Here is a 23,478-nt window from a genome sequence, read left to right on the forward strand (position 1 = left end):
TCTCCTGCACTGCGCCTAATATGATGCGCGAGTGGGAAGACGAAGGAGCAAGACAATGTGGACCAGGATGAACAGGTTCGTCTCCGCAGGTCTGGTTGCTTTGACAATTGCGGGCACCACAATTGCCACCACCAGTCAGGCGGAAGCACGCGGCCATTTCGGACACGGACATGGCGGCGCCGGCATTGCCGCAGGTATCGCCGGAGCAATTATCGGCGGCGCCATCATTGCCGGGGCGCGGCATTCCTATGGCGGCCCTTATTATGGCGAGCCTTTTTACGGCCCGCCGGTTTATGGCCCTCCAGTGATCTATCAGCCGGCCTATCCGCGCTGCCACGTCGTCTGGCGGCAGAATGGCTGGGGCGACATGTATCGCGCACGGGTCTGCGACTGAGTTCGCTGCCAACAGTATAATAGCTATGGAAGAACGCGCCGGGACTAAAGCGGTCGCGGTGCTTCTTCCGGCGTGATGCCGACTGCGACGTTCTGGTCGGTGGCCGCGATCGAGGCTGGCATCGGCACTTTTCGCTGCTTTTCACGGATGAGCGTCAGCATTCCGGAACCAACGATGAGGGCGATGCCGACCAGCATCCAGCCATCGATGTGGTCACCGAAGATCAGGTATCCGAAGAAGATCGCCCAGAGCATCTGGCTATATTGCGTCGGGCCGATCATGGCGGCGGGCGCATAACGGGCGGCATACATGACCAGCACGTTGCCGACGGCGGCAAACAGGCCGTAACCGGCCAGAAGCAGCCATTGCTGACCGCTGGGCGGCACGAAGGTGGGGATCATGGCAAAGCCACTGATCGCCAGACAGCCCAGCACGCCCGCGCCATACAGTGACACATTCTTTTCGGAGGGCCCCATGGCGCGGAAGATGACGATGGACAGCGCGCCGCTCATGCCACCGAGGATGGCGCCCAGATGGCCGATGCCCAGCTCGCGGAAACCTGGTCTGAGAATGATCAGCACGCCGATGAAACCGATAATGACTGCCGACCAGCGCTTGATGCCGACCTGTTCCTTCAAAAATACCACCGACATGATGGTGACGAAGGAAGGAAGCAGGAAGATCAACGCAAAGGCTTCGGCCATGGAGAGGTGCGTGAAGGCGGTGACGCTGCCGACCGCGCCGATGCCGGAGGCAAAAAAGCGGATGAGCCAGAGCGGGCGGTTCGTCGTCTTGATGACATCCGCCCAGCGGTCGTTGCGCTTGCGGATGAAGGGCAGGGCGGTGAGGCCGAAGACGGCGCCGAAGAAGGCCGATTCGATCGGCGAAATCTGGCCTTCTATGAGTTTAACGCTCGCGTCGCTCCATGCGTAGGCAGCGAAGGCGGCAAAGGCAAGCAGAATGCCTTTCAGGGTCTGGTCCGACACGGGAAAACACCAACAGTTTATCGGTTAGGGTAAGCTGCCGGTGGTTCGACCGTCAGTTCATCGACTTATGCTCGTCCGTCTTGATTTTTGCAATATCCCGCAGTGCAGCAATCAATACATCAGGCGTTTGCGCGCCGCTGATGGCATATTTCTGGTCGAGGATGAAAAACGGCACGCCTGCAACGCCCATTTGTTGCGCCGCATCAATTTCAGCGACAACCGTATCCTTGTCCGCGTCGGATGCCAGGAGCCGCGCCACGACCTTGGCGTCCATGCCGGCCTTTTCGGCTATATCGGTCAGCACGGCGTGATCGCCGATATTGCGACCTTCCTCGAAATTTGCCTTGAACAGACCGGTGACGATCTTTTCCTGAATGTCGCGGCCTTCCGAATGGGCCCAGAGCGACAGGCGGTGTGCGTCGAGTGTATTCGGGCCGATCTTGATCGCATCGAAATCATAGTGGATGCCGACTTCCTTGCCGAGCTGCACCAGGCTGGCATGCGCCTGCTCCAGACGCTCCTTGCCGAGCTTTTCCTCGAGAGCGGCTTTCTGGTCGACGCCCTCAGGCGGATAGTCTGGATTGAGGCGATATGGACGCCAGTTCACGTCGACGCTGATCTCGTCCTGCACCTCGGCAATGGCAAGATCGAGCCTTGCCTTGCCAAGATAACACCAGGGGCAGACCATATCCGATACGACGTCGATAACGATGCGTTCCATGGTTTTATCTTCCCTTGTCTGGACCGGTTATTGCGCCCGCGCATCCCACCAGGTCTGTTTCTGATTGCCTGATATCGGGGTGATATCCGGGCGGTCGATATATTTCCAGCGGGCGATCCACTGCGCACCGATGTAATAGAGCGGAATGACGTAGTGACCGGCAACCAGCAGGCGGTCGTAACCGCGCACGGCTGCCTGGAAATCTTCCGTCGAACGGGCCTGCAGCAGGGCCTCGATCATCCGGTCTATATCGGGATTAGCGGCCCCCGCATAGTTGAAGCTGCCCTGCGCATCCCGCGAGAGCGAACTCCAGCGGTTGAGCTGCTCCGCCCCCGGCGAAAGCGAGGAGGGCAGGGAGCGGATGATCATGTCATAATCGAAGCTGTTTGAGCGGGCCTGATATTGGCCGTCATCAACCGAGCGGATGCCCATGGCGACGCCGATCAGGTTGAGGGAGCGCTGATAGGCAAGCGCTATGCGCTCCTGCGCCGGGTTCTGCGTCATGATCTCGAAGGCGAGCTGACGGCCATTGGCGTCGGACATCCTGCCGTTCTTGATGCTGTATCCGGCCTCTTTCAGCTTATCGACGGCCAGTTTCAGCACCTTGCGGTCCGCACCCGTGCCGTCGGTGGTGGGCATGGCATAGGTTCCCGCCAAAAGCTCCGACGGCATGGTTTTCGCCGCATCGCCCAGCAGTGCAAGTTCGCGCGCATCAGCGGCATTGCCGAAGGCGCCGAGCGGCGAATTCTGCCAGTAGCTCTGCGTGCGCTTGAACGCGCCACCGAGAATGTTCCTGTTCATCCACTCGAAATCGAGCACATAGGACAGTCCCTCGCGCACCTTTTCATCGGCAAAGACGGCGCGGCGGGTGTTGAACACCAGGCCGAACATGCCTGAAGGCAGCCGCGGCTGGAACACATCCTTGACGATATCGCCGCGATGAACAGCGGGGAAATTATAAGCCTGCCCCCAATGCGAGGTATCGGAGGTGCCATTGATGGCGTCGCCTTCGGGGTAAATGTCGATATCGCCCTTCTTGAAGGCCTCGAACATGGTGGTGACCTGAAGGAAATAGGTGACGGTTATCTCGTCGTAATTCTCAAAGCCGACCTTGCTCGGAATATCCTTGCCCCAATAGTCCGGGTTCCGCTCCCAGGTGATTCGTTCTCCCGGCCGCAGCGTCTTGATTCGGTATGGACCCGAGCCGACGACCGGCCCGAGGCCCGCCTGTTCGAATTTTTCCGGGTCGATTGCATGTTTCGGCAAAATGGGGGTGGAGGAGGCGAGAATGAGCGGCGTTTCGCGGTTCGCCTTCTCATTGAAGGTGAAACGCACGCCGTGATCGCCGATTTTTTCCATCTTCGCCACGCCGTCGAGACGGCTGTTGAAGGGGGGGCGGCCTTTCTCCTTCAGGAGATTGAATGTGAAGATCACGTCGTCGGGCGTCACCGGCTCGCCATCCGACCATTTCGCCTTCGGATTGATGTTGAACTGGATGAAGCTGCGCTCCTCATCCCACTCTGCCGTTTCGGCCAGCAGGCCATAAAGGCTGAAGGGTTCGTCGCTGGAACGTTGCATCAGCGGTTCGTAGAGCAGGTTGCCGAATTCCGGGTCCCACACGCCGCGCGCGGTGGTGCGCATTCCCTTGAGAACGAAGGGGTTGAGGCTGTCGAAGGTGCCGACGACGCCATAGGAGATGCGGCCGCCTTTTTTAACGTCCGGATTGACGTAAGGGAAGTGCCGGAAGTCCGCCGGCAGCGCCGGTGTGCCGTGCATGGAAATGCCGTGAAGCGGCTGCGCCTGGGCGCTCCCGGCGGGAAGCAGGGATGAACCCAAAAGAAACAATGCGGGGATGAGGGCCGCAAGGTTGCGCATGTTATTATCCTGTCTCAACTGTCCGTCCGATTTGTCATGATGATCGGTTTATCGTCATGATTGGTTTTTTCGTTATGATTGGTTTTCGTTATGATTCTGGCAAATATGTAGCACAGGCCCATGGCTGGACCCATGCGCGGGCGGGAAATCTTGGCCCACCTCAAGAAAAAGTTAAAGAAGTGCTGGATATCGCCGCGATCGGCATGTAACAGGGTGGCCGGAAGAGACGGGTCACGCATTTGCCTCATTTAAACGACAGTTGAACGGGCAGAAGGATACCGCCATCGGCGAACAGGACCTTAGCGGTTCTGTTCTGGCAGACATTCAGGAGACGGAACTCTTATGATGCAAAAGGCAAACACATTCACCCGGACGGCTCTGTCCGCTCTGGTCCTTTCTCTCGGCGCAGTGTCCGCTCCGGCCATCTCGCAGGCACAGGATGCTGCTCCCGCCGCTCAGGGCGCCGGCGCTCCGCCGCTCGGCTGGTTCAAGACCTGCTCCAAGCAGGAAGACAACGATGTCTGCGTCGTGCAGAACGTGGTTCTCGCCCAGAACGGCCAGATGATCACCGCTGTCGGCCTCATCACCGTCGAAGGCAAGGTCAACCGCAAGCTGCTGCAGGTTTCCGTTCCGACCGCGCGTCTCATTCCTCCGGGCGTGATGATGCAGATCGACGGCGGCAAGGGCCAGAAGCTCGATTACGCCGTTTGCCTTCCCGACAAGTGCACGGCTGAAGTTCCGCTGACGGACGCCATGATCGCTTCCCTGAAGAAGGGTAGCGAGGTGGTCTTCACCTCCATCAACTTCCGCCGCGCGCCGAACCCCATCAAGATCGCGCTGACCGGTTTCACCGGTGCTTATGATGGTGCTGCCATCACTCAGTCGCAGCTGGCCGAAAGCCAGCGCAGCCTGCAGGAAGGCATGCAGAAGAAGGCAGAAGAGGCCCGCAAGAAGCTGGAAGCCGCTCAGGACGCCGCCAAGACCGCGCCGAAGCCCTGATCGCTGCACCAGCGTCAAGAATAATAAAACCGGTCTGGCGACAGACCGGTTTTTTTATGCCCTGGGAGGGGTAGGGATTTCAGACTTGCGTCAATGCGCCGTCGACATCTTCGGACGCCATTCACCATTCGGCGCCTTGTCAAAGATGCGGCCGATATTGGGATTTCTAAGCGGCGTCTCGTTTTCGTCGTGGACGAGGTTCTGCTCGGAAACATAGGCGACATATTCCGTCTCCTCGTTCTCCGCCAGAAGATGATAGAAGGGCTGGTCGCGATCCGGCCTGATATCGGCGGGAATGGCGTTCCACCATTCCTCGGTATTGGCATATTCCGGGTCCACGTCGATGACCACGCCGCGGAACGGAAACACCTTGTGGCGGACGATCTCGCCAAGCGTGAATTTTGCGTCTCTTTGTTTCATGGCATGAACTTCCTTTCCCACTAATAGTTGGGGGCGGAATGCGAAATATCAAGGGCTAGGGGGTATCCCGCCCATATTGCCGTCCGCCGTTCAGGCCCTTCGGCCGATTGGCGCGGTGGCGATGACCACGCCGCCGGTGACCAGCACGATGCCGATGGCGTGATAGGTCTCGAAGCTCTCCCCAAGGAAAAACGTTGCCATGATGATCGAGACCGGCGGCATCATATAAAGCGTGATGCCGGCCGTTGCCGGGCCGAAAACGCGCACCGTATGGGTGAAGCAATAAAAGGCGAGCAGCGAGGCGAAAAGAATGATGCCGCCAATCTTCGCCCAGGCCATCGGTGTGGCGGGCAGCATGCCGCCCTGCGCCAGTTCGAGGGCCGCTGGCGGCAGAAGCACCAGCGCGCCGGAAAGCGCAATCAGGCCGAAGAGGCTGAAGGAGGCCATCTGCCGGGCCGCCGGGTCGCGCAGCAGCAGCGAATAGATCGCAAAGGCGATGGCTGCCGTGAGGATCGCGAAATCGCCGATGTTGAAATTCATGTGCCAGAGAGCGGACATATCGCCCTTGAGCACGATGGCCGCCACGCCGGCAAAGGCGATGATCATGCCCGCCACTTCGAGCTTTCTGATGCGACGGCCCTGAAAGATGCGCTGGAACAGGATGATGAACAGCGACGATGTCGTGTAGATCAGCGTGCCGTTGGCAGCCGTCGTCATGGTCAGGCCCCAATAGACCACGCCGCCGCAGATGCCCATGCCGAGAATGCCGAGTACGAGCCACAGCAGCGTTTTGTGGCGCAGGAAAGCCAGGCAGTTGCGCCAGTCGGCGATCATGAACGGCGCGATGATGAGGGTCGATCCGATCCAGCGGATGAAGGCGGCGATGAAGGGTGAGACCTCACCGACGACGCCGCGGCCGAAAATGACGTTGCTGGAGAAAAAGAACGGCACAGCCAGAAAGATGAGCCAGTCCGTGAGGCGGGTTTGCTGAGAGGCTGGCTTGTTTGACATTCTTCGCGATATGGCTGGGCTTCAAAAGCAAACGGCGGCTTTCCGGGGAAAACCGCCGAGATGAATCGAGCGCCCCGGGGAGCGCTCGATAGGCCGATCAGGCCGAGTAGTACATGTCGAATTCGACCGGATGCGGGGTCATTTCAAAACGCATGACTTCCTGCATCTTCAGCTCGATGAACGAGTCGATCTGGTCGTCGTCGAACACGCCGCCGGCGGTCAGGAACTTGCGATCCTTGTCGAGGCTTTCGAGCGCTTCGCGCAGCGAGCCGCAGACGGTCGGGATCTTTTTCAGTTCCTTGGCAGGAAGGTCGTAAAGGTCCTTGTCCATCGGCTTGCCGGGGTGGATCTTGTTCTTGATGCCGTCGAGGCCGGCCATCAGCATGGCCGCAAAACCGAGATAGGGGTTCTGGGTCGGGTCCGGGAAGCGGACTTCGACGCGCTTTGCCTTCGGGTTGGAGCCGAAGGGAATACGGCAGGAAGCCGAACGGTTGCGGGCGGAATAGGCCAGCAGAACCGGCGCTTCATAACCCGGCACCAGACGCTTGTAGGAGTTGGTGGTCGGGTTGGTGAAGGCGTTGATGGCCTTGGCGTGCTTGATGATGCCGCCGATGTAGAAGAGGCAGTTTTCAGACAGGCCGGCATATTCGTCGCCTGCGAAGGTCGGCTTGCCGCCCTTCCAGATCGACTGGTGAACGTGCATGCCAGAGCCGTTATCGCCGAAGATCGGCTTCGGCATGAAGGTTGCCGTCTTGCCATAGGCATTGGCGACCTGGTGCACGACGTACTTGTAGATCTGCATCTTGTCGGCGCTGGAGACCAGCGTGTCGAATTTCACGCCCAGCTCGTGCTGCGCGGCAGCCACTTCGTGGTGGTGCTTTTCGACGACGACGCCCATTTCGGCCAGAACCGTCAGCATTTCGGAGCGCATGTCCTGCAGGCTGTCGATCGGCGGAACCGGGAAATAACCGCCCTTGACGCGCGGACGGTGGCCGAGGTTGCCGGTTTCATAATCCGTGTCGTCGTTGGACGGCAGTTCGGACGAATCCAGCTTGAAGCCGGTGTTGTAAGGGTCGGCCTTGTACTTCACGTCGTCGAAGACGAAGAATTCAGGCTCGGGGCCGACGAAGACGGTGTCGCCGATGCCAGATGCCTTGAGGTAGGCTTCGGCCTTCTTGGCGGTGCCGCGCGGGTCGCGGTTATAGGCTTCGCCCGAGACCGGGTCGAGAATGTCGCAAAGGACGACCAGGGTGGACTGGGCGAAGAACGGGTCGATATGGGCGGTGGCCGGATCGGGCATCAGCACCATGTCGGACTCGTTGATGGCCTTCCAGCCGGCGATCGAGGAGCCGTCGAACATGACGCCATCGGCGAACATGTCTTCGTCCACACAGACAATATCCATGGTGACGTGCTGCAGCTTGCCCTTGGGGTCGGTAAAGCGCAGGTCCACGAACTTGATGTCGTTATCCTTGATCTGCTTCAAGATATCGTTTGCGGTCGTCATTTAAACGTTTTCCTTGAGTGTGATGATGACGAGGTGAAAAGCCTGAGCCTCCCCGGCCCGGGACCTTCTTGATTATATGGCGTCCACGCCTGTTTCACCGGTACGGATGCGGATGACTTCCTCGATATTGGAAACGAAAATCTTTCCGTCGCCGATACGTCCGGTCTGGGCCGCATTGCGGATCGCCTCAATGACGGCTTCCGCATTCTCGTCCGCCAATACGACTTCGACTTTCACTTTCGGCAAAAAGTCCACAACGTACTCCGCACCGCGGTAAAGTTCCGTGTGGCCCTTCTGACGACCAAAGCCTTTTGCTTCCGTGACCGTGATTCCCTGAAGTCCGACTTCCTGAAGGGCTTCCTTCACTTCATCGAGCTTGAAAGGCTTAATGATCGCTTCGATCTTTTTCATGAGAAAATATCTCTCCGCTTCTCCCGTTAAAGCAGGTTCTTCCCGCTCTGCCACAAGAATGCACGTATTGTGCCAGATCGGAAGCGGGCTTGAAGAAAAAACTTCGCCCGGTCGGCTTTCCGGGACAAAATGCATTCGCTTTTGGCGGGTTTCCGGCGAATTTCTCTCGGAAATCCCAAAAATCCATCCGCATTTCTATTGATTTGTATTATTTTAGTAATCTCTTATATTTTGAGTTTCGGCACGGGTGTTTTGCCGGTCTGTTTATATTTTGTGCATTTGACTATTATTCAGTCACGCGGATCTGCTTATTTTTGTATCGATTGCCTTTCCGGCGTTTTGAAGGGATGATCGGCCCATGACATCCCTTCCACAGCTCTTCCTGATCGACCCTGACGTGATGGCCCGCATCGATGCGGCGGCCGGGCAATCCGGCATTCCGCTGTATGACCTGATGGAGCGGGCGGGGCAGGCGGTTGCCGCCTCGGTCCTGCGCCATTATCCGCAGGCGCTGCGTTTCGTCGTGCTTTGCGGTGGCGGCAATAATGGCGGAGATGGTTATGTGGCGGCGCGGGTGCTTTTGCAGAGCGGCGCGGCCGTTGCGGTTTATCATCTCGGTGATACTGCCGCGCTGAAGGGCGATGCGCGAACGGCATTTGAGCGGAGCGGGGTAACGCCGTTGCCGCTTGGCGATTATGTGCCTCTTGGCGGCGACATGGTGATTGATGCGGTTTTCGGGGCCGGATTGTCGCGTGATATTCCAAGCGAACTTGCCGATGTGATCGAGGCGGTGGCAAAGGCGGGCGTTCCTGTGCTTGCTGTTGATCTGCCTTCGGGCCTTTGCGGCCGCAGGGGTGCGCCTCTCGGTGCCTCATTCAAAGCGCAGCGCACGGTGACGTTCATGGCGCACAAGCCCGGCCATCTGCTGATGCCGGGGCGGGAGCTGTGCGGGGCGCTGGAAGTCTTCGATATCGGCATTCCCGCCCGCATCCTTGCCGCACATGCGGGATCGGTGGCTGAAAACCATCCGCTTGTCTGGGGGCACGCCTTGCCGCGCGCCGATATGGAGACACACAAGTTCCGGCGTGGGCACCTGACCGTCTTTTCCGGCCCGGCCCATGCGACGGGCGCAAGCCGCATGACGGCGCTTGCGGCGCTGAAGGCGGGGGCGGGGATCGTCACTGTCACTGCCCCGAAAGCGGCGCTCGACGTGCTTTCGATGACGCTGACGGCGGTGATGAACGCGCCCATGGACAATAGCGACGATCTTCGGCTTTGGCTGGAGGATCGGCGTCACGGCACTTTCGTTCTCGGTCCGGGTTTTGGTGATCTGGACAAGGCGCGGCAATTCGTGTCGCTGCTCGGAGACAGGGCAGTGGTGCTGGATGCCGATGCGATCACGGCTTTCAAGGATCATACGGAGGCGCTGTTCGAGCGCGTCACGTCCGGCACGGGAAAATTTGTCCTGACGCCGCATGAGGGCGAGTTTGCGCGGCTGTTTCCCGATCTTGCCGCAGATGCCGGATTGAGCAAGATCGAGAAGGCGCAGGTAGCTTCGGCGCGCAGCGGTGCGGCGCTGGTCTACAAGGGCGCGGATACGGTGATCGCCGCGCCTGACGGGCGGGCGCTGGTCAATACCAATGCGCCGGCGAGCCTTGCAACGGCGGGTTCGGGAGATGTGCTGGCCGGTATCATCGGCGCGTTGCTGGCGCAGGGCGCGCCTGCCTTCGAGGCGGCGGCTGCCGGGGTCTGGCTGCATGGTGAGGCGGGCCAGAGGGCGGGCATTGGCATGACGGCGGAGGACCTTGCCCACGCGGTTCGGCCGTTTAGGTGAGTTCCTCTGATGGTGTTGGGGTAGGGATTTGGGTCGGGTTTCTGCGGGCAGCTAGCAGCTCGTTGAACTTGTGTTTTTTTGGCACAGTTCCATCATCCGTACTCCGTCACCCCGGACTTGATCCGGGGTCCAGCGCGATCAAGTCCTTGATCGCGAGAGACTCTTTCACGGCGCAGACGCGCCGTGGCTGGATGCCGGATCAAGTCCGGCATGACGGAGGTGCTTTGTCTTCGATCTGCCTGCCATCGTGCCCGAGGCTTAAGGCCGCGTCTTCAATGCGCGGCTTTGCCACCCTGGCTCGCCATCGCCATTCGCGAGGCGCTGATCAAGAGCTTGCGTTCGGCGCGTTCCTGTTGCGGCGTGCGATTGTAGATTTCGCGATAACATTTGGAAAAATGCGAGGCTGAGACGAAACCGCAGGCGACGGCGACTTCGACCACCGGCATGGCCGATTGCACGAGCAGGTGGCGGGCGCGGTCGAGGCGGATTTCAAGGTAATAGCGGGCGGGCGAGCGGCCCATTTCCTGACGGAACAGGCGCTCCACCTGCCGGCGTGACAGATCGGCGGCATCGGCTATGTCAAGCAGCGACAGCGGCTCGGCGAGATTGCCTTCCATCAATTCGATGATCGACAGGACCTTGCTGTTCTGCACGCCGAGGCGGGCGCGCAGCGGCAGGCGCTGGCGGTCATTGGGGCTGCGCACCCGGTCGGTCAATTGTTGTTCGCAGACGCGGTTGACGAGGTTTTCGCCGAAATCCTGGCCGATCAGGCTCAGCATCATGTCAAGCGAGGCCGTGCCGCCGGCACAGGTGTAGATGTTGCTGTCGACTTCGAAAAGGTCGGCATAAACTTCCACCTGCGGAAAGGCTTCTGAAAAACCTGGCAGGTTTTCCCAGTGGATTGCGCAGCGCTTGCCGTTCAGCAGGCCAGCCTGCGCAAGGATATGGGCGGCGGTACAGAGGCTGCCGATGGCGATGCCGCGATTATAGGCTTCGCGCAGCCAGGCGTTGACTGACTTGTTGATGTGCTGATCCACATCGATACCCGAACAGATGATTGCCATTTCTGCGCGGTTCTCGCCGGTAACATACCGACGCTCATCAGCGAGACAGGTGTCGACCTCGAGACAGATGCCGCTCGATGACATGACCTTCTGGCCATCGAGTGAAGCGATGCGCCATTCATAGGCTTGATAGCCCAACATTCGATTGGCGATGCGAAGCGTTTCAACCGCTGCGGCAAAGGGCAGCATGGTAAATTGCGGAATGAGAAAAAAGACGATTGAGCGTTTCTTCTGGGAGTTTTTGCTCATTTGCCCGTGCTCCGTTGCGAATACGCAATTCCTCCCTTGGAATCGGTCTTCTGGATGTCCTGTTTCCGACATCTTTAACGAAAAATACGCCGTGGAATCGGGGCTGTCAAAAAATCGCTTTTGAAATATGCAAAATTTGCGACAAGCCTTTTAAAAAGGCGTCGTGTCGCATGTAAAACAGGCAGGCTTTTTTACGCCGTTGCCGGAGCGTATTGGCACGGGAAGAGATGGCTCGCAAGTCTTAAAATGGCTGCGAGCCACCGGTCAGAGGTCATTTGCGGATGGCGTTTGTGCGGTAATTGTCTGTCGTCGGCCATCCGATATCCTTCAATGTTTCAGGCGGCAATGCCTCAAGTGCGCGCAGCATCCGCGCACGACGCCATGATCTGTAAAGAGCGGAAACGTGGCCTGACAGGCGGTGAAGCCAGCCGCCGGAAGAGGGACGATGCGGAGAGCGGTTCGCCGCCGGGAGATAGTGTATCATGGTCATGTCCTTGATCCTTTCCTGAACCACGATTGATTTGCGCCTTCGATATGCGCCTGCATATTTCATCAAACAAGAGAATGAATTTCATATCATTCATCAATTATCGTAATGACTTACTGGCATGGCCTGCCGGCTGCGCGTCATCACATAAGGGGAGTTCGGCGCTTCATGACAGCAGGGCTTTTTTCGGTCCTGTCATTCGATGTCCCGGATGGTGCGCGCCAGTTGACATTCAATCAAACGAAATGATATCCATCTATAAATCAAAATATTTGAAGGTACGTGCCATGACCGTAACTTTCCGCCAACCGCTGCCGTTGCTGGATAACGACATATTGAGAACCTTCGTCGCGATTGCGGAAACGGGAAATTTCTCCACCGCTGCGGAAGTGGTGTTCAGGACGCCCTCGGCCGTTTCCATGCAGATCAAGAAGCTTGAGGAACAGTTGAAGACGACATTGTTCCTGCGCGATGCCCGCTCGGTAACGTTGACCGCGCATGGGGAGACGCTGCTGACCTATGCGCGCCGCATGATCGCGCTCTCCAATGAAGCCGTGTCACGTTTCGTCATGCCGGAGCTTTCCGGTGTGGTGCGTCTCGGCGCGCCGGAGGATATCGGGGAGCGTGGCCTGCTGCCGGGCATTCTCAAGCGCTTTGCCGAGGCTTTCCCCGGCATCATGATCGACGTCACCATCGATTCCAGTTCCAATCTCTACAAGCGGATGGACGAGCAACGGCTTGATCTTGCGCTCGTCAACTGTGCCTCGCATCCGCTCAGGGATACGGGCGAGGTGTTGATGCGCGAACGCCTCGTCTGGGCGGGTGCAAAATGCGGCACCGCTTATCTGCGTGACCCTCTACCGATTTCGATCTGGGAAGAAGGCTGCATCTGGCGTTCGGAGGCGATCAATTCGCTGGAGAGGCGCGGGCGCAATTTCCGGGTGGCTTATCTCAGCGGCCATACGATGGCGCAGCGCGCGGCGATTGCCGCCGATCTTGCCATCGCACCGCTGCCGCGATCCTATGTGTTAAACGACATGGTCATTCTGGGCGACAAGGAAGGCCTGCCGGAACTCGGCTGTTTCGATATTCGCCTGATCATGGGCGACAAGGCGTCGCGTCCGGTGCTTGCGGTGGCGGAGAGCATTCGCAGCGCCTTTGTCGAGGTTGCCAAGGCGGCGTAACATGGCCGGGCCCGCGCGGCCTTGAAGCGGGGCGCAGGCGGACATGGTGTCAAACCGCGACGGAATCCGGCGATGCCGAACGGTCGGCGCCGCCCGTTTGCCAGCTTCCGCGATTGACCAGCCAGTCGGCCGAATTCTGCAAGCCGCCAAAGGGAAAGACGTGAATTTGCCGGATCGGCCCTTGCGGATTGGCCTGCCAGTGCCGCTCGATCGGTCCGACGATGCTTTCCGGCGAATGCCCCTTCGCCAGCGTCGTGAGGGAGAGCGCGTTTTTCTTCAGATAAGCGATGGAATTGCCGACACCGCAAAGCGCTGCATATTTCAACAGCGTCGTGATCTTGGCCGGGCCAGAAACGCCGATATGCACCGGCAGGTCGATGCCTGATGCAACAAGCCCTTCCGCCCAGGCGATGAAACGGGCCGCATCGAAACCGAACTGGGTGACGATGCGCATCGTCGCATCGCTTCTTTGCGCAAAATCACGCTTCAGCCGCAGCGCGGCAACTGCCGTCTCCTCGCTGAAATCCGGGCTGCCTTCGGGGTGGCCGGCAATGGCGATCTGCTTCATTCCATAGCGGTCGAAAATGCCTGACGAGAGCATATCCATGCTGGAAGCGAAGGGACCGGCCGGCCTGTCGACGCCGCCGCCGACAACCAGCACATCCGATACGCCCGCTTCGCCCGCCAGCCGCTTCACCTGTTCCTCAAACTCCACGCGCGACGGGATGCGCCGCGCCGCAAGATGCGGCACGGGCTCATAACCGAGATCGCGCAGATGTCTCGCCGCATCAACGAGCCTGACCTGTGAGACCGCGCCGGTGTCGGTCAGATAGACACGCACGCCCTGCGGAAAGAGACCGGCAAGGCTTGCCGGGCCAAGCACCTGTGCGGGCGAGGCTTCGATGGAGGCGGGGATGATGGAGGAGGCGGAAATGTCGGGCAATTTGTGCATGATCCTTTTGATTATCATGCACCATTTTTTCGACGCCGTCTGTGCCTGATGCGGCAAGACAGCCCTGCATCTGCGACGAAGCTTGGCACCGCGGTGCAGCGAAGGATCACCAGATCCGTTTCGTCAGGCCGTTCCATAGCCAGGTCCAGATCGTCGGCGGAAAGCGCAATACCGATTTTCCGGGTGAGGGCGGCTGTGGTGCGAGGCTGCCGGATAATGCATCTTCGACGGCGTTGACGGCAATATCCACCGAGGCGGCGGTGAGAAGCAACGGGTAGGTGGCAATCGTGTCTGAAGGTGAGGGTTTCAGCCGTTTTTCGTAAAGCGTGGCGCCGGTATCCACGCCCTTGTCAACCAGATGTACGGTTGCACCGAAATTGCCACGGTCCTTTTCAACCAGCGCCCAATACCCGCCCATCTGGCCGCGATAGGCGGGATTGATGCCGGCGTGGAAATTGATGACCGGGCATTGCAGGGCCTGCAGCGTCGCGGGCTTGAGAAGGCGGCAGGAAATGGTGAAGATCGCCGCCGGCTTCAACTGATTGGCGGCCTTGTGGCATTCCTCGTCGTTCAGCGAGGCAAATTGCGTGATGGGAACGGTATGGCCCAGTTCGGCGGAAAGGCCATGCTCGGCGATGATCTCATGGCTTCTTCGAACCGTGAAACGTTTGCCGAGGCGAGAGGCGACCATCGTCGCCATCTGGCCGGCGGCGGAAATCCAGCCCAGCCGACGCGCCCGCCGCCTGAGAATGACGGATTTGCTTTCCGGTTGCTCGACAAAGACGTGAATATCCGGAAAATGGGCGGCAAGCGCATTGATCATGATATTGGGGTTCACGCCACCTGCCGTCATCACCAGAAGCCGATTGTTGATCTCAGTCATATCACCCACGATATTTTCCTCAGCCATGATCCAGGTGTGGAGTTTCCCTCGTGAACTTCAAAACCCTGTTAATTTTCATCGACTGGATTTTTTGAAATGCCGCTGGAACCGATTTTCGGGACTCACGTTATTGTGACGCATATCACATCGGCGCTTGCCTTGGACGGCAAGTCATAGGGGAGTTATTTCAATGATTACACGCATTCTTTCGACCGTTTTCGTGGCCTTGTTGACCGTCGTGACGCTCAGCTCTTGCGGCAACACCATCCGTGGCATGGGTCGGGATACGGCGAATGCCGTTGATGCAACGCAGGACGCCGGCCGCAATGTGGACCGCGCTGCCCGCCGCTAAAGGCACTCCCCTTAAATGTTCCGGCGTCACCCTGAAGCGGGGTGACGCCTTTTCTTTGACTGAATTTCCCTGCGAATGTTCCCCTGACGAGAATCACGGGGTGGGCATGAACGGATCAATGAAAAGACTGGCGAAGCTGCTGTTGCCATTGTTGTTGCCGTTTTCGGCGCAGGCCGGCGGGCAGGCGGATTTTTGCAAAAGCATGGACCATGCGGGCGGTCGCTACACCGTGTGCAGCTTCGATCCGGCAAAGAATACCGTCCGGATCTATGATCGCGATCACGTCTCCGGGCAGGGGTATCGCTCCTTCGCCGACCTGTCCTCCGCGCTCTGGCGGCAGCATATGTTCAGCATCTTCGCGATGAATGGCGGCATGTATCATTCCGACTATTCGCCGGTTGGCCTGTTTGTCGAAAATGGCGTGGAACGTTCGTCAATCAGCACCCGGGGTGGCTGGGGCAATTTTCACCTTCTGCCCAATGGCGTGTTCTATCTGAAAGGCACGACGGCCACCGTGCTGGAGACCGAGGCCTATCTGGCGGCTGACCCGAAGCCGGATTTCGCCACCCAGTCGGGGCCGATGCTGGTTATCGACGGAAAGCTGCATCCGCGATTTTTGCCCGACAGCGACAGCCTGAAGCGACGCAACGGCGTCGGCGTCTCCCGCGATGGCATGGTGCATTTCGCCATTTCGGAAAATACCGTGCGCTTCTACGATTTTGCCACGCTGTTTCGGGATGTGCTCGATGCGCCCAACGCGCTTTATCTCGACGGCACCATATCCAGTGTCGATATTCCCGCAATGAAGCGGCGCGACATGCTGTTTCCCATGGGGCCGATCATCGCCGTTGTTGACCGGGTGCCGGATTAGATGTTCGCTTTCAGGAGGTTGTCCATTGGCAACGGGTCAAGGGTGCGTGGGGCTTACCTCCCTCTGTCCTGCCGGACATCTCCCCCTCAAGGGGGGAGATCGATCTGCGGCAAGGTCTCGCCCATCTCAGCGCCGGCGAATGAAGCGGTGGTAGCGCCGCTTGCCGATCTCCCCCCTTGAGGGGGAGATGCCCGGCAGGGCAGAGGGGGGGAAGCCCCATGCACCCTCGACCCGTTGTCAATGGGCAACCTCGTGAAAGATCACGACCAGAACAGGTTTTCGCCCGAAATCCCGCTCCAATCATCATGCTCCGCCGGAAGATCAGATCGGCGCTTTAGGGTAGGCCTTTTCAAGACCTGCCGATGCTGTCAGCCCCTTGCGGAAGGCCAGATAAGCGGGGTGCTGGCTGGTTCTGGCGGTTTCCGCGAGGCGAATCTGCAGGCGGGCGGGGGCGTTGGCGCCAAGCCATTCACCGGCGGCCTCCAACTTAAGACTGTTGAGGAAGCGGGCATTGGCCTGCTGGTCGAGATAAAGGTTAAGGCCGGCCAGCAGGTTTTCATCCTGCAAGGCATTTTCCATCAGCAACGACACCCATGCCTTGTCGTCGCTTGCAAGCGACGTCAGTTTCGAGGCGACCGTTTCGCGATCGGGAAAGGAAGATGCCTGCTGCATGAAGTGAGTCCCGTTGTCGTTATCCGTCGTCGATAAAGCAGAGGTGTTGTGCTTTCAAGGCGCGGCGGCGGCGGAATAAATTCGACTGCAACGTGTTGGCGACGACAGTTTTCAACAGGTGTTTGTGCAAAAGCTTTAAATAACGGTTACACTTTAGCCTAAATTGAGGCGAAGGCCGAAATGTCGGTTTTGGAAGCCGCGCTCTAACACCTTGTTTTTTCATGCACCTATGCGCGGGGCGAATGGCAGCCCGTCGAAAAAGCCTTCATTTAGCCGCTTTTTGCATTTGCCTTCGTCGCCGGATTTTAATAAATGCTTCTTCCAACGGGCCGGGTCTTGAAGATCCCCCGGAGAGTGAATAGCTGGAGTAATCATGGAAGAAACCGCTCAGAAATCCTGCTGGGGCGTTACCTTGCGCGCACTTGCAGGCTTTGCCGCTTTTCTCGCATTGACGTACATTTTTGGCAGCCCATAAGCACTTCTCCTGAATTGACGGGTTTTGAAACGGCGCGGTTTCCTCTGGAAACCGTGCTGTTTTCGTTTCTGCGACCTGCATGTCGCAGCCGCAAAAGCCGGTGACGCTCTTCGTTCTTGCCGAAGCGCCGGATTTCTCCGAAAATCCCGATAGATTTTGCATCCTATGCTGTGGTGGCGATCCGTCGCGGCTTTGGATATGATGATGGTGGAATCCATCAGTCAGGAAAAACTTCATGTTTCTTTCGGTCTTTGACGTCTTCAAGATCGGTATCGGTCCCTCAAGTTCCCATACGATGGGTCCGATGACGGCGGCCAATCGCTTTCTGGCGCTGATCCTCAGCGATGAGTGGCCGCGCCCTGCCGGTGCCAGCGTTTCGCGGCTGAAGGTCAGCCTGCACGGCTCACTCGCCTTTACCGGCATTGGCCATGGCACCGGGCGTGCCGTCATTCTCGGTTTGACCGGCGAGCGGCCGGACCTTGTTGATCCCGACGCCATGGATGCGATCATCGAGATGGTGGAAAAGGCCGGAACGGTAACGCCGCCCGGACATCCGACCTACGAATTCCGGGCAGCCGAGGATCTGGTGTTCGACAAGAAAAACCCGCTGCCTGGCCATGCCAATGGCATGACCTTCTCCGCCTTCGACAATCAGGGCAGGCTGCTGATCAAGCGCATCTATTATTCGGTCGGCGGCGGTTTCGTCGTAACCGATACGGAACTGGAAGCGATCAAGCAGCGCGGCAAAACCATCGATAATGGTCCGCGTGTGCCCTATCCCTTCGCCTCGGCAAAGGAAATGCTTGATATGGCGACCCGTTCCGGCCGCACAATCGCCCAGATGAAACGGGCGAATGAGGAGACGGTGGTTTCCCGCGACGAGTTGAACGACCGGCTTGACCAGATATGGGAAGCGATGGACGGCTGTATCGAGCGCGGGCTAAAAGTCGACGGCATCATGCCGGGTGGCCTGAAGGTGCGCCGTCGTGCCCGTTCCATTTACGAAAAGCTGAATGCGGAATGGCGCAGCAACCGCTTCAATCCTGTCATGGCGAATGACTGGCTGAGCGTCTATGCCATGGCTGTGAACGAAGAAAACGCCGCCGGTGGCCGGGTGGTCACCGCGCCGACCAATGGTGCGGCGGGCGTCGTTCCGGCCACTGTCCGGTATTTCCGGCACTTCCATGAGGATGCAACGGTTGACGACGTGCGTGACTTCCTGCTGACGGCGGCGGCGATTGGCGGCATCATCAAGCACAATGCCTCGATTTCCGGCGCGGAAGTGGGCTGTCAGGGCGAAGTCGGGTCGGCGGCGGCCATGGCGGCAGCGGGTCTTGCAGCGGTCATGGGCGGATCGCCCGAACAAATCGAAAATGCCGCTGAAATCGCGCTCGAACATCACCTCGGCATGACCTGTGACCCGATTGCCGGGCTGGTGCAGGTGCCCTGCATCGAGCGCAATGCGCTGGGCGCCGTGAAAGCTGTGACGGCGGCGTCGCTTGCGCTGAAGGGTGACGGCCAGCATTTCGTGCCGCTTGATGCCTGCATCGAAACCATGCGCCAGACCGGCAACGACATGAGCGATAAATACAAGGAAACCTCCACCGGCGGCCTTGCCGTCAACGTTGTGGAGTGCTGAGCGGGCAGGGCGGCCGGCATCGTCCAGATGCTTGACGCCTGCCGCAAAAAGGCATTGATAGGGATATGCCTTTACATCTCATCAAACTTTGCGTTGGCGCGGATTCACTCCAGGATTTGAGAGACTGGGTCGCGCAGCGCTCGCTGACCGCAATGGCCGCAGGTCTGGAACCGCACAGTGTGCATACCACCCGCATGATCCCGAAAAGGGCCGAGGAATTGCTGGATGGCGGCTCGCTCTACTGGGTCATCAAGGGGCAGGTGCAGGCGCGGCAGAAGCTTCTTGATCTCCGTTCCTTCAAGGGGGAAGACGGGATTACCCGCTGCGATCTCATTCTCGGCCCCGAAGTGATTGAGACCTCACCTGCGCCGAAGCGGCCGTTTCAGGGCTGGCGTTACCTGAAGGACGAGGAGGCGCCACGCGATCTCGGTGGCGGTGGTTTCGGCGGTGAGGACATGCCATCCGACCTGAGGCGCGAACTTGCCGAGCTTGGCCTGCTCTGACGCTTGTGGGTCTCTACGAAAATGAAAAAGCCGGCCTCCTTGCGGAGCCGGCTTTTTCATTGGGGAGACGGTAGTGGGGTTCGCTGGTGTTACCGGATGCCGCCAACCGCATTGGTGGCGCGACCATCCTGAATTTTCACCCAGCGACCGGGGTTGGCGGTGTCCTGGCGCTTCAGGTAGGTATATTCGGTTTCCGACCAGTTCATGACCTTGTTGCGCATGTTGTCGAGTACGAAATCGCCGCGATCGGTACGAACGGTCAGAACGGCATGGCCTTCGCCATTCGGCTGCAGAACGACGGTGATAAGCAGGTTGGAAGCGGAGAAGCCCTTGTTCATCAGCATCTTGCGCTTCAGAAGCACGAAGTCTTCGCAATCACCAACCGTGGTGGGGTAGGCCCAGCGCTCTTCAACACCGTAGATTTCCATGTCGGTCATCGGTGTGATCGTGGTGTTGGCGGTGTAGTTGACGTCGAGCATCGCCTTCCAGCGCTCTTCGGTCAGCTTCATCGGGCCGGTGTCCACCGAGGTCGCCTGGCATTCGCTCTGATAGGTCTGGCAGAACTCATAATGGCCGATCGGCGGGTTGGCCTTGCCGATGACGCGCATGACGGCAGCCGGCGAAGCACTGGCCTGCTGGGCGAAGGCGCTGACGATGAATGCGATCAGGACGAAAACGATACGGTTGTTGTTCATTGCTTGTCTCCCCGTGTTGAGGAGACATTCGCAGGTATATTTTGATCCGGCGGAAATTTGCGAGAGGCAATTTGAGCTTAAATTTCAGCAAATTAGCCGTTGTTTTGAACTGTATTTGAGTCAAATTTTACGGGTATTCGAAGCAAATTTTATTACAATTTTACGGATCGCGGCCTTAGGTTTTTGGTAGCCATTTATGCCGCTGTATTGACAGCGATTTTCTGCGCGGCGTGATTTTCACAGCCGCGTGAAGTGTTCCGGAGAAGCCGGGCAGGCGAGAGGATTTCCCGTTTTGGGATGGATGTTTCAGCTTGGGACGCCCTGAAAAAGCGGCGAAAAAAACTTCAAAAAAACTGCTTTTTTCTGGGAAAAATGTTTGAGCGGGCGCTTTCCGTCTCGATGTGCGGCCATTGCCGACCCGGAAATTGAAGAGTTTGGCATGCCACGCCGCGCATCCGGAGGGATGGAAAGTGAAGGCTGGGACGGTATCCCGCGCTGAGGTGTTTCAATCTCGCCTTTTCACCCCTGCATCGGAAGCCCGTGGAAACGGGGCGACGCGAGAGGGAGACTTCTGCGAGGTCAAGGGCTTGGCTGGCTGGATTCTGGCTAAAGGCCGGGCGACGAAAAAGACAGGCCGCAACAGATGCCCATCAATACCGGGGGCACAGCCGTCGCACATTCAGCGTGACGGAAGTCGGGGCGCAGGAATGTTGCGCATTCCTGATATTATGGATTTGCGGCTGTTAGTGGCTGCGCACGTTTCGAGGCGGTTCTTTAGAGAAATTCGATCAGCGCGTCCGGTGACTGGACGCGGTCGAATTCGACCGCGACGCCTTCCATGAAGTGGCGCACGATCTTGCCGCTCATGTTCTTGCCGAGCTGGACCCGGCTGCCGAGCGGCGGACGGTTTTCGACTTCGATGGCCGCGCCGGACAGGGAAAGGTCGATCAGCCGACAGGAGATGAGTACGCCATCTTCCAGAACCAGATGCGCCTTGGCATTGCGCGGCGTCAATCGGTCGTGGCGGCGGTCTTCCGGCAGGCCGAGCAATTGGCGTTTGGCGATCCATGCCAGCTGCGCGGCGAGCTTCTCCCGCTTTCGCTCCGGTGCATTGATGGTGATGACGAAGCCGGAGGCGGTAAGCGACGTCACCGAGCCTTCGATCCGGCCGATATGCTGGAGATAAGCGATAACGCGGTCACCATTGCGAGCCATGCCGGAGCAGGTGAACTGCGCTCTTTCGGCAGTCATCTCGGTTGCGGTGCAATCATATTCTTCGTGGTCGGGCAACATGAGGCGGCCGGAAAAGGACACGACGACGGCGGCGTCGAGGGAGACCTCTTCAACCGGACGCAGGATTTGGGCAGTGTTGACCGAACGAGATGAAAACATGGACAGCGCAATTGTAACGGATGATGATGAGAAATCTCTACTCTGCGCGGGTTAACAGACTGTACTTCTTGATATCTACAATTCTTACTATCGGCGATATCGTTACAGTTTTGACCTATTTTTCAGCAAAGATTCCGGGTTGCCGGGCACCGTCTGTCCTTGCATTGAAGGAGGAACGGACCCGTCAACAGCTGCCTGCAAACGGTGTGACAGCAGCATGTGCGTTTGCCGAATATTGCGTCTGCGCGATATCCATTTGCAGCAGGCGGCTGCTCTTCATCCAAAGGCAATGGATGGGGGTAGCGAATTCATGACGTGGATGTGCCGGAAGCAAGGCCCCGAGCAGCCGCGGGGCGGCGCCTTCGTCCGTGCGCAGCGGCAGCAACAGCATCTCGAATGTCAGCGGTGCTGCGCCGAAGTCATCCTCCGCCTCGACATCGAAGACGACGGGCAATTGATGTTGCAGGATACCGCGCGCGACGCGGCAGGGGAAAACGGCTTTTGCCGCCGGCCACAGTTCCGAAAACGGGCGGTCGCGCAATTCCCGGCCAAACAGGTCGCAGATGCGCGTGCCGGCGAGACGGAAGAAGGGCGCTTCCTCTCCCTTTTCTGTCAGGATGAAGAGATCACCGAGATGATGTTTCAACCTTGCGGGATCGATGTCTTCTCGACGGGGGGCGGGCCTGTTGCCGCGCAGCTCGTCCCAATAGTTATATATGTCCAGTCCGGCCATGCTTTTCATAGCACCGTTCTCCATGTTCGCTTTTGGGACATCATGTCCATCCGAACGCCTGTATTGGGAGGTGTAGCGATTTTCGTGCCAGCCGGTTTTGTTAAGGTTAACAAAGGGTTGATATTGGGCGACGACAAAGCCCGTGGCATCGGTGCGGCCATGTCGGGGACAAGCTCCGGTCAGTACAATTGATGGCAGCGCTCGTGGTTTAACGGCGTCGCCGCAAGCCGGACTGCCTTTGGCGGCGGCGCTTGAACCGGCCCCGGTTCTGGCGTCAGTTGCCTGAAAGGCAGGACGGCTTTTTTTTCGTCCGGGCTTCCTATATTGCTCGGAAGATAGAAATTTCGACAAGACAGGGATGCGATCATGTCCTACGGGGACGGCGAACAGCCGCCGGTTTCGGAAACGCCGGAGCCGAAAGACGACACGAACAATCCCGTCTTCAACCTGCCGCCGCTTCTCGTCGGCATATTGGCGGCGCTCCTGGTTGCTTATGTGGTTCCTGCCTATCTGCTGTCGGAGGATGGCAGCAACTGGTTCATCTTCACCTTTGGCTTCATTCCACTGCGGTATGCCGTGCCTTTCTCCCAGCAGGGTCTGGAATGGCTCTGGACGCCGGTAAGTTATTCTTTCCTGCATGGCGGCATCGAACATATTCTGTTTAACGGATTGTGGCTGATGGCCTTTGGTGCACCGGTTCTGCGCCGGATCGGAACATTGCGCTTCGTGCTGTTATGGTGCATTTCCGCCGCCGTTTCGGCCTTCGGCCATGCGGCGTTGAACTGGGGCGATGTCACGGTGCTGATCGGCGCGTCCGGCGTCGTCTCGGCACTGATGGGAGCAGCCTGCCGTTTTGTTTTTCCCGCCCGTGGTGGCTACAACGCCTCTTTCGGCCATCTGATGCCGCGGCAGGGTGTTCTGGAGGCGCTTTCCAACCGTACCGTGCTGATCTTCACGCTGATGTGGCTGTTCGGCAATGTGCTTATCGCGGTCGGAATACCATTGTTCGGCGATGTCGGTGGTGAAATCGCTTGGGACGCGCATGTTTTCGGGTTCCTGCTGGGCTTCCTGTTCTTCGGCCTGTTTGATCGCCCACAGCGCTAAAGCCGAGCAGAGGTGTGCCACGGCTTGTGGCGGCGCATCGAAGCGATCACGCTCCTTGTCGGCCA

General features: G+C 58.6%; 26 protein-coding genes. 10 read left to right on the forward strand and 16 right to left on the reverse strand.

What is annotated here, in order from left to right:
- Positions 1 to 55: 55 nt before the first annotated feature.
- Entirely contained in the window at positions 56 to 394 is a 339-nt protein-coding gene (locus AKG12_RS16900; protein WP_052819738.1) for a hypothetical protein, read from the forward strand.
- Positions 395 to 438: 44 nt separating this feature from the next.
- Here the strand turns inward: AKG12_RS16900 and AKG12_RS16905 are convergent, their stop codons facing one another.
- From AKG12_RS16905 to AKG12_RS16915, 3 genes are read right to left on the reverse strand one after another with little or no spacing between them, the layout of a single operon-like run.
- Positions 439 to 1,380, reverse strand: coding sequence for a DMT family transporter (locus tag AKG12_RS16905; RefSeq protein ID WP_052819739.1), 942 nt, complete (start codon positions 1,378 to 1,380; stop codon positions 439 to 441).
- A gap of 52 nt (positions 1,381 to 1,432) precedes the next feature.
- Complete coding sequence (locus AKG12_RS16910) at positions 1,433 to 2,101, reverse strand: DsbA family oxidoreductase (RefSeq protein ID WP_046798280.1); 669 nt, start codon at positions 2,099 to 2,101, stop codon at positions 1,433 to 1,435.
- Between the two features lie 27 nt (positions 2,102 to 2,128).
- Positions 2,129 to 3,976, reverse strand: a complete 1,848-nt coding sequence (locus tag AKG12_RS16915; RefSeq protein ID WP_052819740.1) for an extracellular solute-binding protein — start codon at positions 3,974 to 3,976, stop codon at positions 2,129 to 2,131.
- Between the two features lie 56 nt (positions 3,977 to 4,032).
- On the opposite strand from AKG12_RS16915, the gene AKG12_RS30300 reads away from it, so the two are divergent.
- Entirely contained in the window at positions 4,033 to 4,185 is a 153-nt protein-coding gene (locus tag AKG12_RS30300; protein ID WP_156316070.1) for a hypothetical protein, read from the forward strand.
- Positions 4,186 to 4,318: 133 nt separating this feature from the next.
- Positions 4,319 to 4,975 carry an invasion associated locus B family protein gene (locus AKG12_RS16920; protein WP_046798282.1) on the forward strand — a complete coding sequence of 219 codons (657 nt, stop codon included), beginning with the start codon at positions 4,319 to 4,321 and terminating at the stop codon, positions 4,973 to 4,975.
- A gap of 90 nt (positions 4,976 to 5,065) precedes the next feature.
- On the opposite strand, the gene hspQ is transcribed toward AKG12_RS16920, so the two are convergent.
- The 4 genes from hspQ to AKG12_RS16940 all read right to left on the reverse strand — a co-directional run bounded on the left by hspQ (position 5,066) and on the right by AKG12_RS16940 (position 8,324).
- Positions 5,066 to 5,395 carry a heat shock protein HspQ gene (hspQ, locus tag AKG12_RS16925; RefSeq protein WP_046798283.1) on the reverse strand — a complete coding sequence of 110 codons (330 nt, stop codon included), beginning with the start codon at positions 5,393 to 5,395 and terminating at the stop codon, positions 5,066 to 5,068.
- A gap of 90 nt (positions 5,396 to 5,485) precedes the next feature.
- Positions 5,486 to 6,406 (reverse strand): DMT family transporter, encoded by a 921-nt coding sequence (locus AKG12_RS16930; RefSeq protein ID WP_052819741.1) that lies wholly within the window; start codon positions 6,404 to 6,406, stop codon positions 5,486 to 5,488.
- Positions 6,407 to 6,503: 97 nt separating this feature from the next.
- A complete protein-coding gene (glnA, locus tag AKG12_RS16935; RefSeq protein ID WP_046798285.1) occupies positions 6,504 to 7,913 on the reverse strand; it encodes a type I glutamate--ammonia ligase in 1,410 nt (469 codons plus the stop codon).
- 72 nt (positions 7,914 to 7,985) lie between these two features.
- Complete coding sequence (locus AKG12_RS16940; protein WP_003508042.1) at positions 7,986 to 8,324, reverse strand: P-II family nitrogen regulator; 339 nt, start codon at positions 8,322 to 8,324, stop codon at positions 7,986 to 7,988.
- A 358-nt stretch (positions 8,325 to 8,682) separates the two neighbouring features.
- On the opposite strand from AKG12_RS16940, the gene AKG12_RS16945 reads away from it, so the two are divergent.
- Positions 8,683 to 10,158: a bifunctional ADP-dependent NAD(P)H-hydrate dehydratase/NAD(P)H-hydrate epimerase gene (locus AKG12_RS16945; RefSeq protein ID WP_052819742.1), complete on the forward strand. Its 1,476-nt coding sequence runs from the start codon at positions 8,683 to 8,685 to the stop codon at positions 10,156 to 10,158.
- 272 nt (positions 10,159 to 10,430) lie between these two features.
- Here the strand turns inward: AKG12_RS16945 and AKG12_RS31300 are convergent, their stop codons facing one another.
- Both AKG12_RS31300 and AKG12_RS16955 read right to left on the reverse strand, forming a co-directional pair.
- Positions 10,431 to 11,471 (reverse strand): GlxA family transcriptional regulator, encoded by a 1,041-nt coding sequence (locus tag AKG12_RS31300; RefSeq protein WP_046798287.1) that lies wholly within the window; start codon positions 11,469 to 11,471, stop codon positions 10,431 to 10,433.
- Positions 11,472 to 11,742: 271 nt separating this feature from the next.
- The gene (locus AKG12_RS16955; RefSeq protein WP_046798454.1) at positions 11,743 to 11,961 is read right to left on the reverse strand and encodes a DUF1127 domain-containing protein; all 219 of its coding nucleotides are present in this window, start codon (positions 11,959 to 11,961) and stop codon (positions 11,743 to 11,745) included.
- A 242-nt stretch (positions 11,962 to 12,203) separates the two neighbouring features.
- Here AKG12_RS16955 and AKG12_RS16960 point away from each other — a divergent pair, with 242 nt between their 5' ends.
- Positions 12,204 to 13,142, forward strand: coding sequence for a LysR family transcriptional regulator (locus AKG12_RS16960; RefSeq protein WP_170979853.1), 939 nt, complete (start codon positions 12,204 to 12,206; stop codon positions 13,140 to 13,142).
- 49 nt (positions 13,143 to 13,191) lie between these two features.
- On the opposite strand, the gene AKG12_RS16965 is transcribed toward AKG12_RS16960, so the two are convergent.
- On the reverse strand, positions 13,192 to 14,112 hold the full coding sequence (locus tag AKG12_RS16965) for a methylenetetrahydrofolate reductase (RefSeq protein ID WP_052819743.1): 921 nt from the start codon (positions 14,110 to 14,112) through the stop codon (positions 13,192 to 13,194).
- Positions 14,113 to 14,200: 88 nt separating this feature from the next.
- Entirely contained in the window at positions 14,201 to 14,977 is a 777-nt protein-coding gene (locus AKG12_RS16970; RefSeq protein ID WP_052819854.1) for a formyl transferase, read from the reverse strand.
- Between the two features lie 190 nt (positions 14,978 to 15,167).
- On the opposite strand from AKG12_RS16970, the gene AKG12_RS16975 reads away from it, so the two are divergent.
- Both AKG12_RS16975 and AKG12_RS16980 read left to right on the forward strand, forming a co-directional pair.
- Entirely contained in the window at positions 15,168 to 15,329 is a 162-nt protein-coding gene (locus tag AKG12_RS16975; protein WP_003495552.1) for an entericidin domain-containing protein, read from the forward strand.
- Positions 15,330 to 15,447: 118 nt separating this feature from the next.
- On the forward strand, positions 15,448 to 16,200 hold the full coding sequence (locus tag AKG12_RS16980) for a phosphodiester glycosidase family protein (protein WP_444567051.1): 753 nt from the start codon (positions 15,448 to 15,450) through the stop codon (positions 16,198 to 16,200).
- Positions 16,201 to 16,521: 321 nt separating this feature from the next.
- Here AKG12_RS16980 and AKG12_RS16985 read toward each other — a convergent pair whose 3' ends face one another.
- Positions 16,522 to 16,872, reverse strand: a complete 351-nt coding sequence (locus tag AKG12_RS16985; RefSeq protein ID WP_052819745.1) for a hypothetical protein — start codon at positions 16,870 to 16,872, stop codon at positions 16,522 to 16,524.
- 265 nt (positions 16,873 to 17,137) lie between these two features.
- Positions 17,138 to 17,584 carry a hypothetical protein gene (locus tag AKG12_RS16990; RefSeq protein WP_162249004.1) on the reverse strand — a complete coding sequence of 149 codons (447 nt, stop codon included), beginning with the start codon at positions 17,582 to 17,584 and terminating at the stop codon, positions 17,138 to 17,140.
- Between AKG12_RS16990 and AKG12_RS16995 the strand changes: the two genes are divergently transcribed.
- Both AKG12_RS16995 and AKG12_RS17000 read left to right on the forward strand, forming a co-directional pair.
- Positions 17,583 to 18,986 (forward strand): L-serine ammonia-lyase, encoded by a 1,404-nt coding sequence (locus AKG12_RS16995; RefSeq protein ID WP_052819746.1) that lies wholly within the window; start codon positions 17,583 to 17,585, stop codon positions 18,984 to 18,986. The genes AKG12_RS16990 and AKG12_RS16995 overlap by 2 nt on opposite strands.
- 65 nt (positions 18,987 to 19,051) lie before the next feature.
- Positions 19,052 to 19,489 carry a DUF1489 family protein gene (locus tag AKG12_RS17000; RefSeq protein WP_052819747.1) on the forward strand — a complete coding sequence of 146 codons (438 nt, stop codon included), beginning with the start codon at positions 19,052 to 19,054 and terminating at the stop codon, positions 19,487 to 19,489.
- An 89-nt stretch (positions 19,490 to 19,578) separates the two neighbouring features.
- Here the strand turns inward: AKG12_RS17000 and AKG12_RS17005 are convergent, their stop codons facing one another.
- The 3 genes from AKG12_RS17005 to AKG12_RS17015 all read right to left on the reverse strand — a co-directional run bounded on the left by AKG12_RS17005 (position 19,579) and on the right by AKG12_RS17015 (position 22,318).
- The gene (locus tag AKG12_RS17005; RefSeq protein ID WP_046798293.1) at positions 19,579 to 20,184 is read right to left on the reverse strand and encodes a transglutaminase-like cysteine peptidase; all 606 of its coding nucleotides are present in this window, start codon (positions 20,182 to 20,184) and stop codon (positions 19,579 to 19,581) included.
- A 774-nt stretch (positions 20,185 to 20,958) separates the two neighbouring features.
- A complete protein-coding gene (locus AKG12_RS17010) occupies positions 20,959 to 21,576 on the reverse strand; it encodes a PilZ domain-containing protein (RefSeq protein ID WP_052819748.1) in 618 nt (205 codons plus the stop codon).
- Positions 21,577 to 21,760: 184 nt separating this feature from the next.
- Positions 21,761 to 22,318: a PAS domain-containing protein gene (locus AKG12_RS17015; protein ID WP_046798295.1), complete on the reverse strand. Its 558-nt coding sequence runs from the start codon at positions 22,316 to 22,318 to the stop codon at positions 21,761 to 21,763.
- A 357-nt stretch (positions 22,319 to 22,675) separates the two neighbouring features.
- Between AKG12_RS17015 and AKG12_RS17020 the strand changes: the two genes are divergently transcribed.
- Positions 22,676 to 23,413, forward strand: a complete 738-nt coding sequence (locus AKG12_RS17020) for a rhomboid family intramembrane serine protease (protein ID WP_052819749.1) — start codon at positions 22,676 to 22,678, stop codon at positions 23,411 to 23,413.
- The last annotated feature ends 65 nt before the right edge of the window (positions 23,414 to 23,478 follow it).

It is taken from the genome of Agrobacterium sp. SUL3 (genome assembly GCF_001263295.1).
Taxonomy (GTDB): domain Bacteria; phylum Pseudomonadota; class Alphaproteobacteria; order Rhizobiales; family Rhizobiaceae; genus Agrobacterium; species Agrobacterium tomkonis.

Coding starts and splice junctions, on each gene's coding strand:
- glnA (WP_046798285.1), bottom strand. CDS start 7,913: ATGACGACCGCAAACGATATCTTGAAGCAGATCAAGGATAACGACATC.
- AKG12_RS16990 (WP_162249004.1), bottom strand. CDS start 17,584: ATGAAGTTTTTCCTGACTGATGGATTCCACCATCATCATATCCAAAGC.
- AKG12_RS30300 (WP_156316070.1), top strand. CDS start 4,033: ATGATTGGTTTTTTCGTTATGATTGGTTTTCGTTATGATTCTGGCAAA.
- AKG12_RS17020 (WP_052819749.1), top strand. CDS start 22,676: ATGTCCTACGGGGACGGCGAACAGCCGCCGGTTTCGGAAACGCCGGAG.
- AKG12_RS17010 (WP_052819748.1), bottom strand. CDS start 21,576: ATGTTTTCATCTCGTTCGGTCAACACTGCCCAAATCCTGCGTCCGGTT.
- AKG12_RS16915 (WP_052819740.1), bottom strand. CDS start 3,976: ATGCGCAACCTTGCGGCCCTCATCCCCGCATTGTTTCTTTTGGGTTCA.
- AKG12_RS17000 (WP_052819747.1), top strand. CDS start 19,052: ATGCCTTTACATCTCATCAAACTTTGCGTTGGCGCGGATTCACTCCAG.
- AKG12_RS16980 (WP_444567051.1), top strand. CDS start 15,448: ATGAAAAGACTGGCGAAGCTGCTGTTGCCATTGTTGTTGCCGTTTTCG.
- AKG12_RS16920 (WP_046798282.1), top strand. CDS start 4,319: ATGATGCAAAAGGCAAACACATTCACCCGGACGGCTCTGTCCGCTCTG.
- AKG12_RS16985 (WP_052819745.1), bottom strand. CDS start 16,872: ATGCAGCAGGCATCTTCCTTTCCCGATCGCGAAACGGTCGCCTCGAAA.
- AKG12_RS17015 (WP_046798295.1), bottom strand. CDS start 22,318: ATGAAAAGCATGGCCGGACTGGACATATATAACTATTGGGACGAGCTG.
- AKG12_RS16955 (WP_046798454.1), bottom strand. CDS start 11,961: ATGACCATGATACACTATCTCCCGGCGGCGAACCGCTCTCCGCATCGT.
- AKG12_RS16975 (WP_003495552.1), top strand. CDS start 15,168: ATGATTACACGCATTCTTTCGACCGTTTTCGTGGCCTTGTTGACCGTC.
- AKG12_RS16945 (WP_052819742.1), top strand. CDS start 8,683: ATGACATCCCTTCCACAGCTCTTCCTGATCGACCCTGACGTGATGGCC.
- AKG12_RS16995 (WP_052819746.1), top strand. CDS start 17,583: ATGTTTCTTTCGGTCTTTGACGTCTTCAAGATCGGTATCGGTCCCTCA.
- AKG12_RS17005 (WP_046798293.1), bottom strand. CDS start 20,184: ATGAACAACAACCGTATCGTTTTCGTCCTGATCGCATTCATCGTCAGC.
- AKG12_RS16900 (WP_052819738.1), top strand. CDS start 56: ATGTGGACCAGGATGAACAGGTTCGTCTCCGCAGGTCTGGTTGCTTTG.
- AKG12_RS16940 (WP_003508042.1), bottom strand. CDS start 8,324: ATGAAAAAGATCGAAGCGATCATTAAGCCTTTCAAGCTCGATGAAGTG.
- AKG12_RS16960 (WP_170979853.1), top strand. CDS start 12,204: ATGATATCCATCTATAAATCAAAATATTTGAAGGTACGTGCCATGACC.
- hspQ (WP_046798283.1), bottom strand. CDS start 5,395: ATGAAACAAAGAGACGCAAAATTCACGCTTGGCGAGATCGTCCGCCAC.
- AKG12_RS16930 (WP_052819741.1), bottom strand. CDS start 6,406: ATGTCAAACAAGCCAGCCTCTCAGCAAACCCGCCTCACGGACTGGCTC.
- AKG12_RS16910 (WP_046798280.1), bottom strand. CDS start 2,101: ATGGAACGCATCGTTATCGACGTCGTATCGGATATGGTCTGCCCCTGG.
- AKG12_RS16970 (WP_052819854.1), bottom strand. CDS start 14,977: ATGACTGAGATCAACAATCGGCTTCTGGTGATGACGGCAGGTGGCGTG.
- AKG12_RS31300 (WP_046798287.1), bottom strand. CDS start 11,471: ATGAGCAAAAACTCCCAGAAGAAACGCTCAATCGTCTTTTTTCTCATT.
- AKG12_RS16965 (WP_052819743.1), bottom strand. CDS start 14,112: ATGATAATCAAAAGGATCATGCACAAATTGCCCGACATTTCCGCCTCC.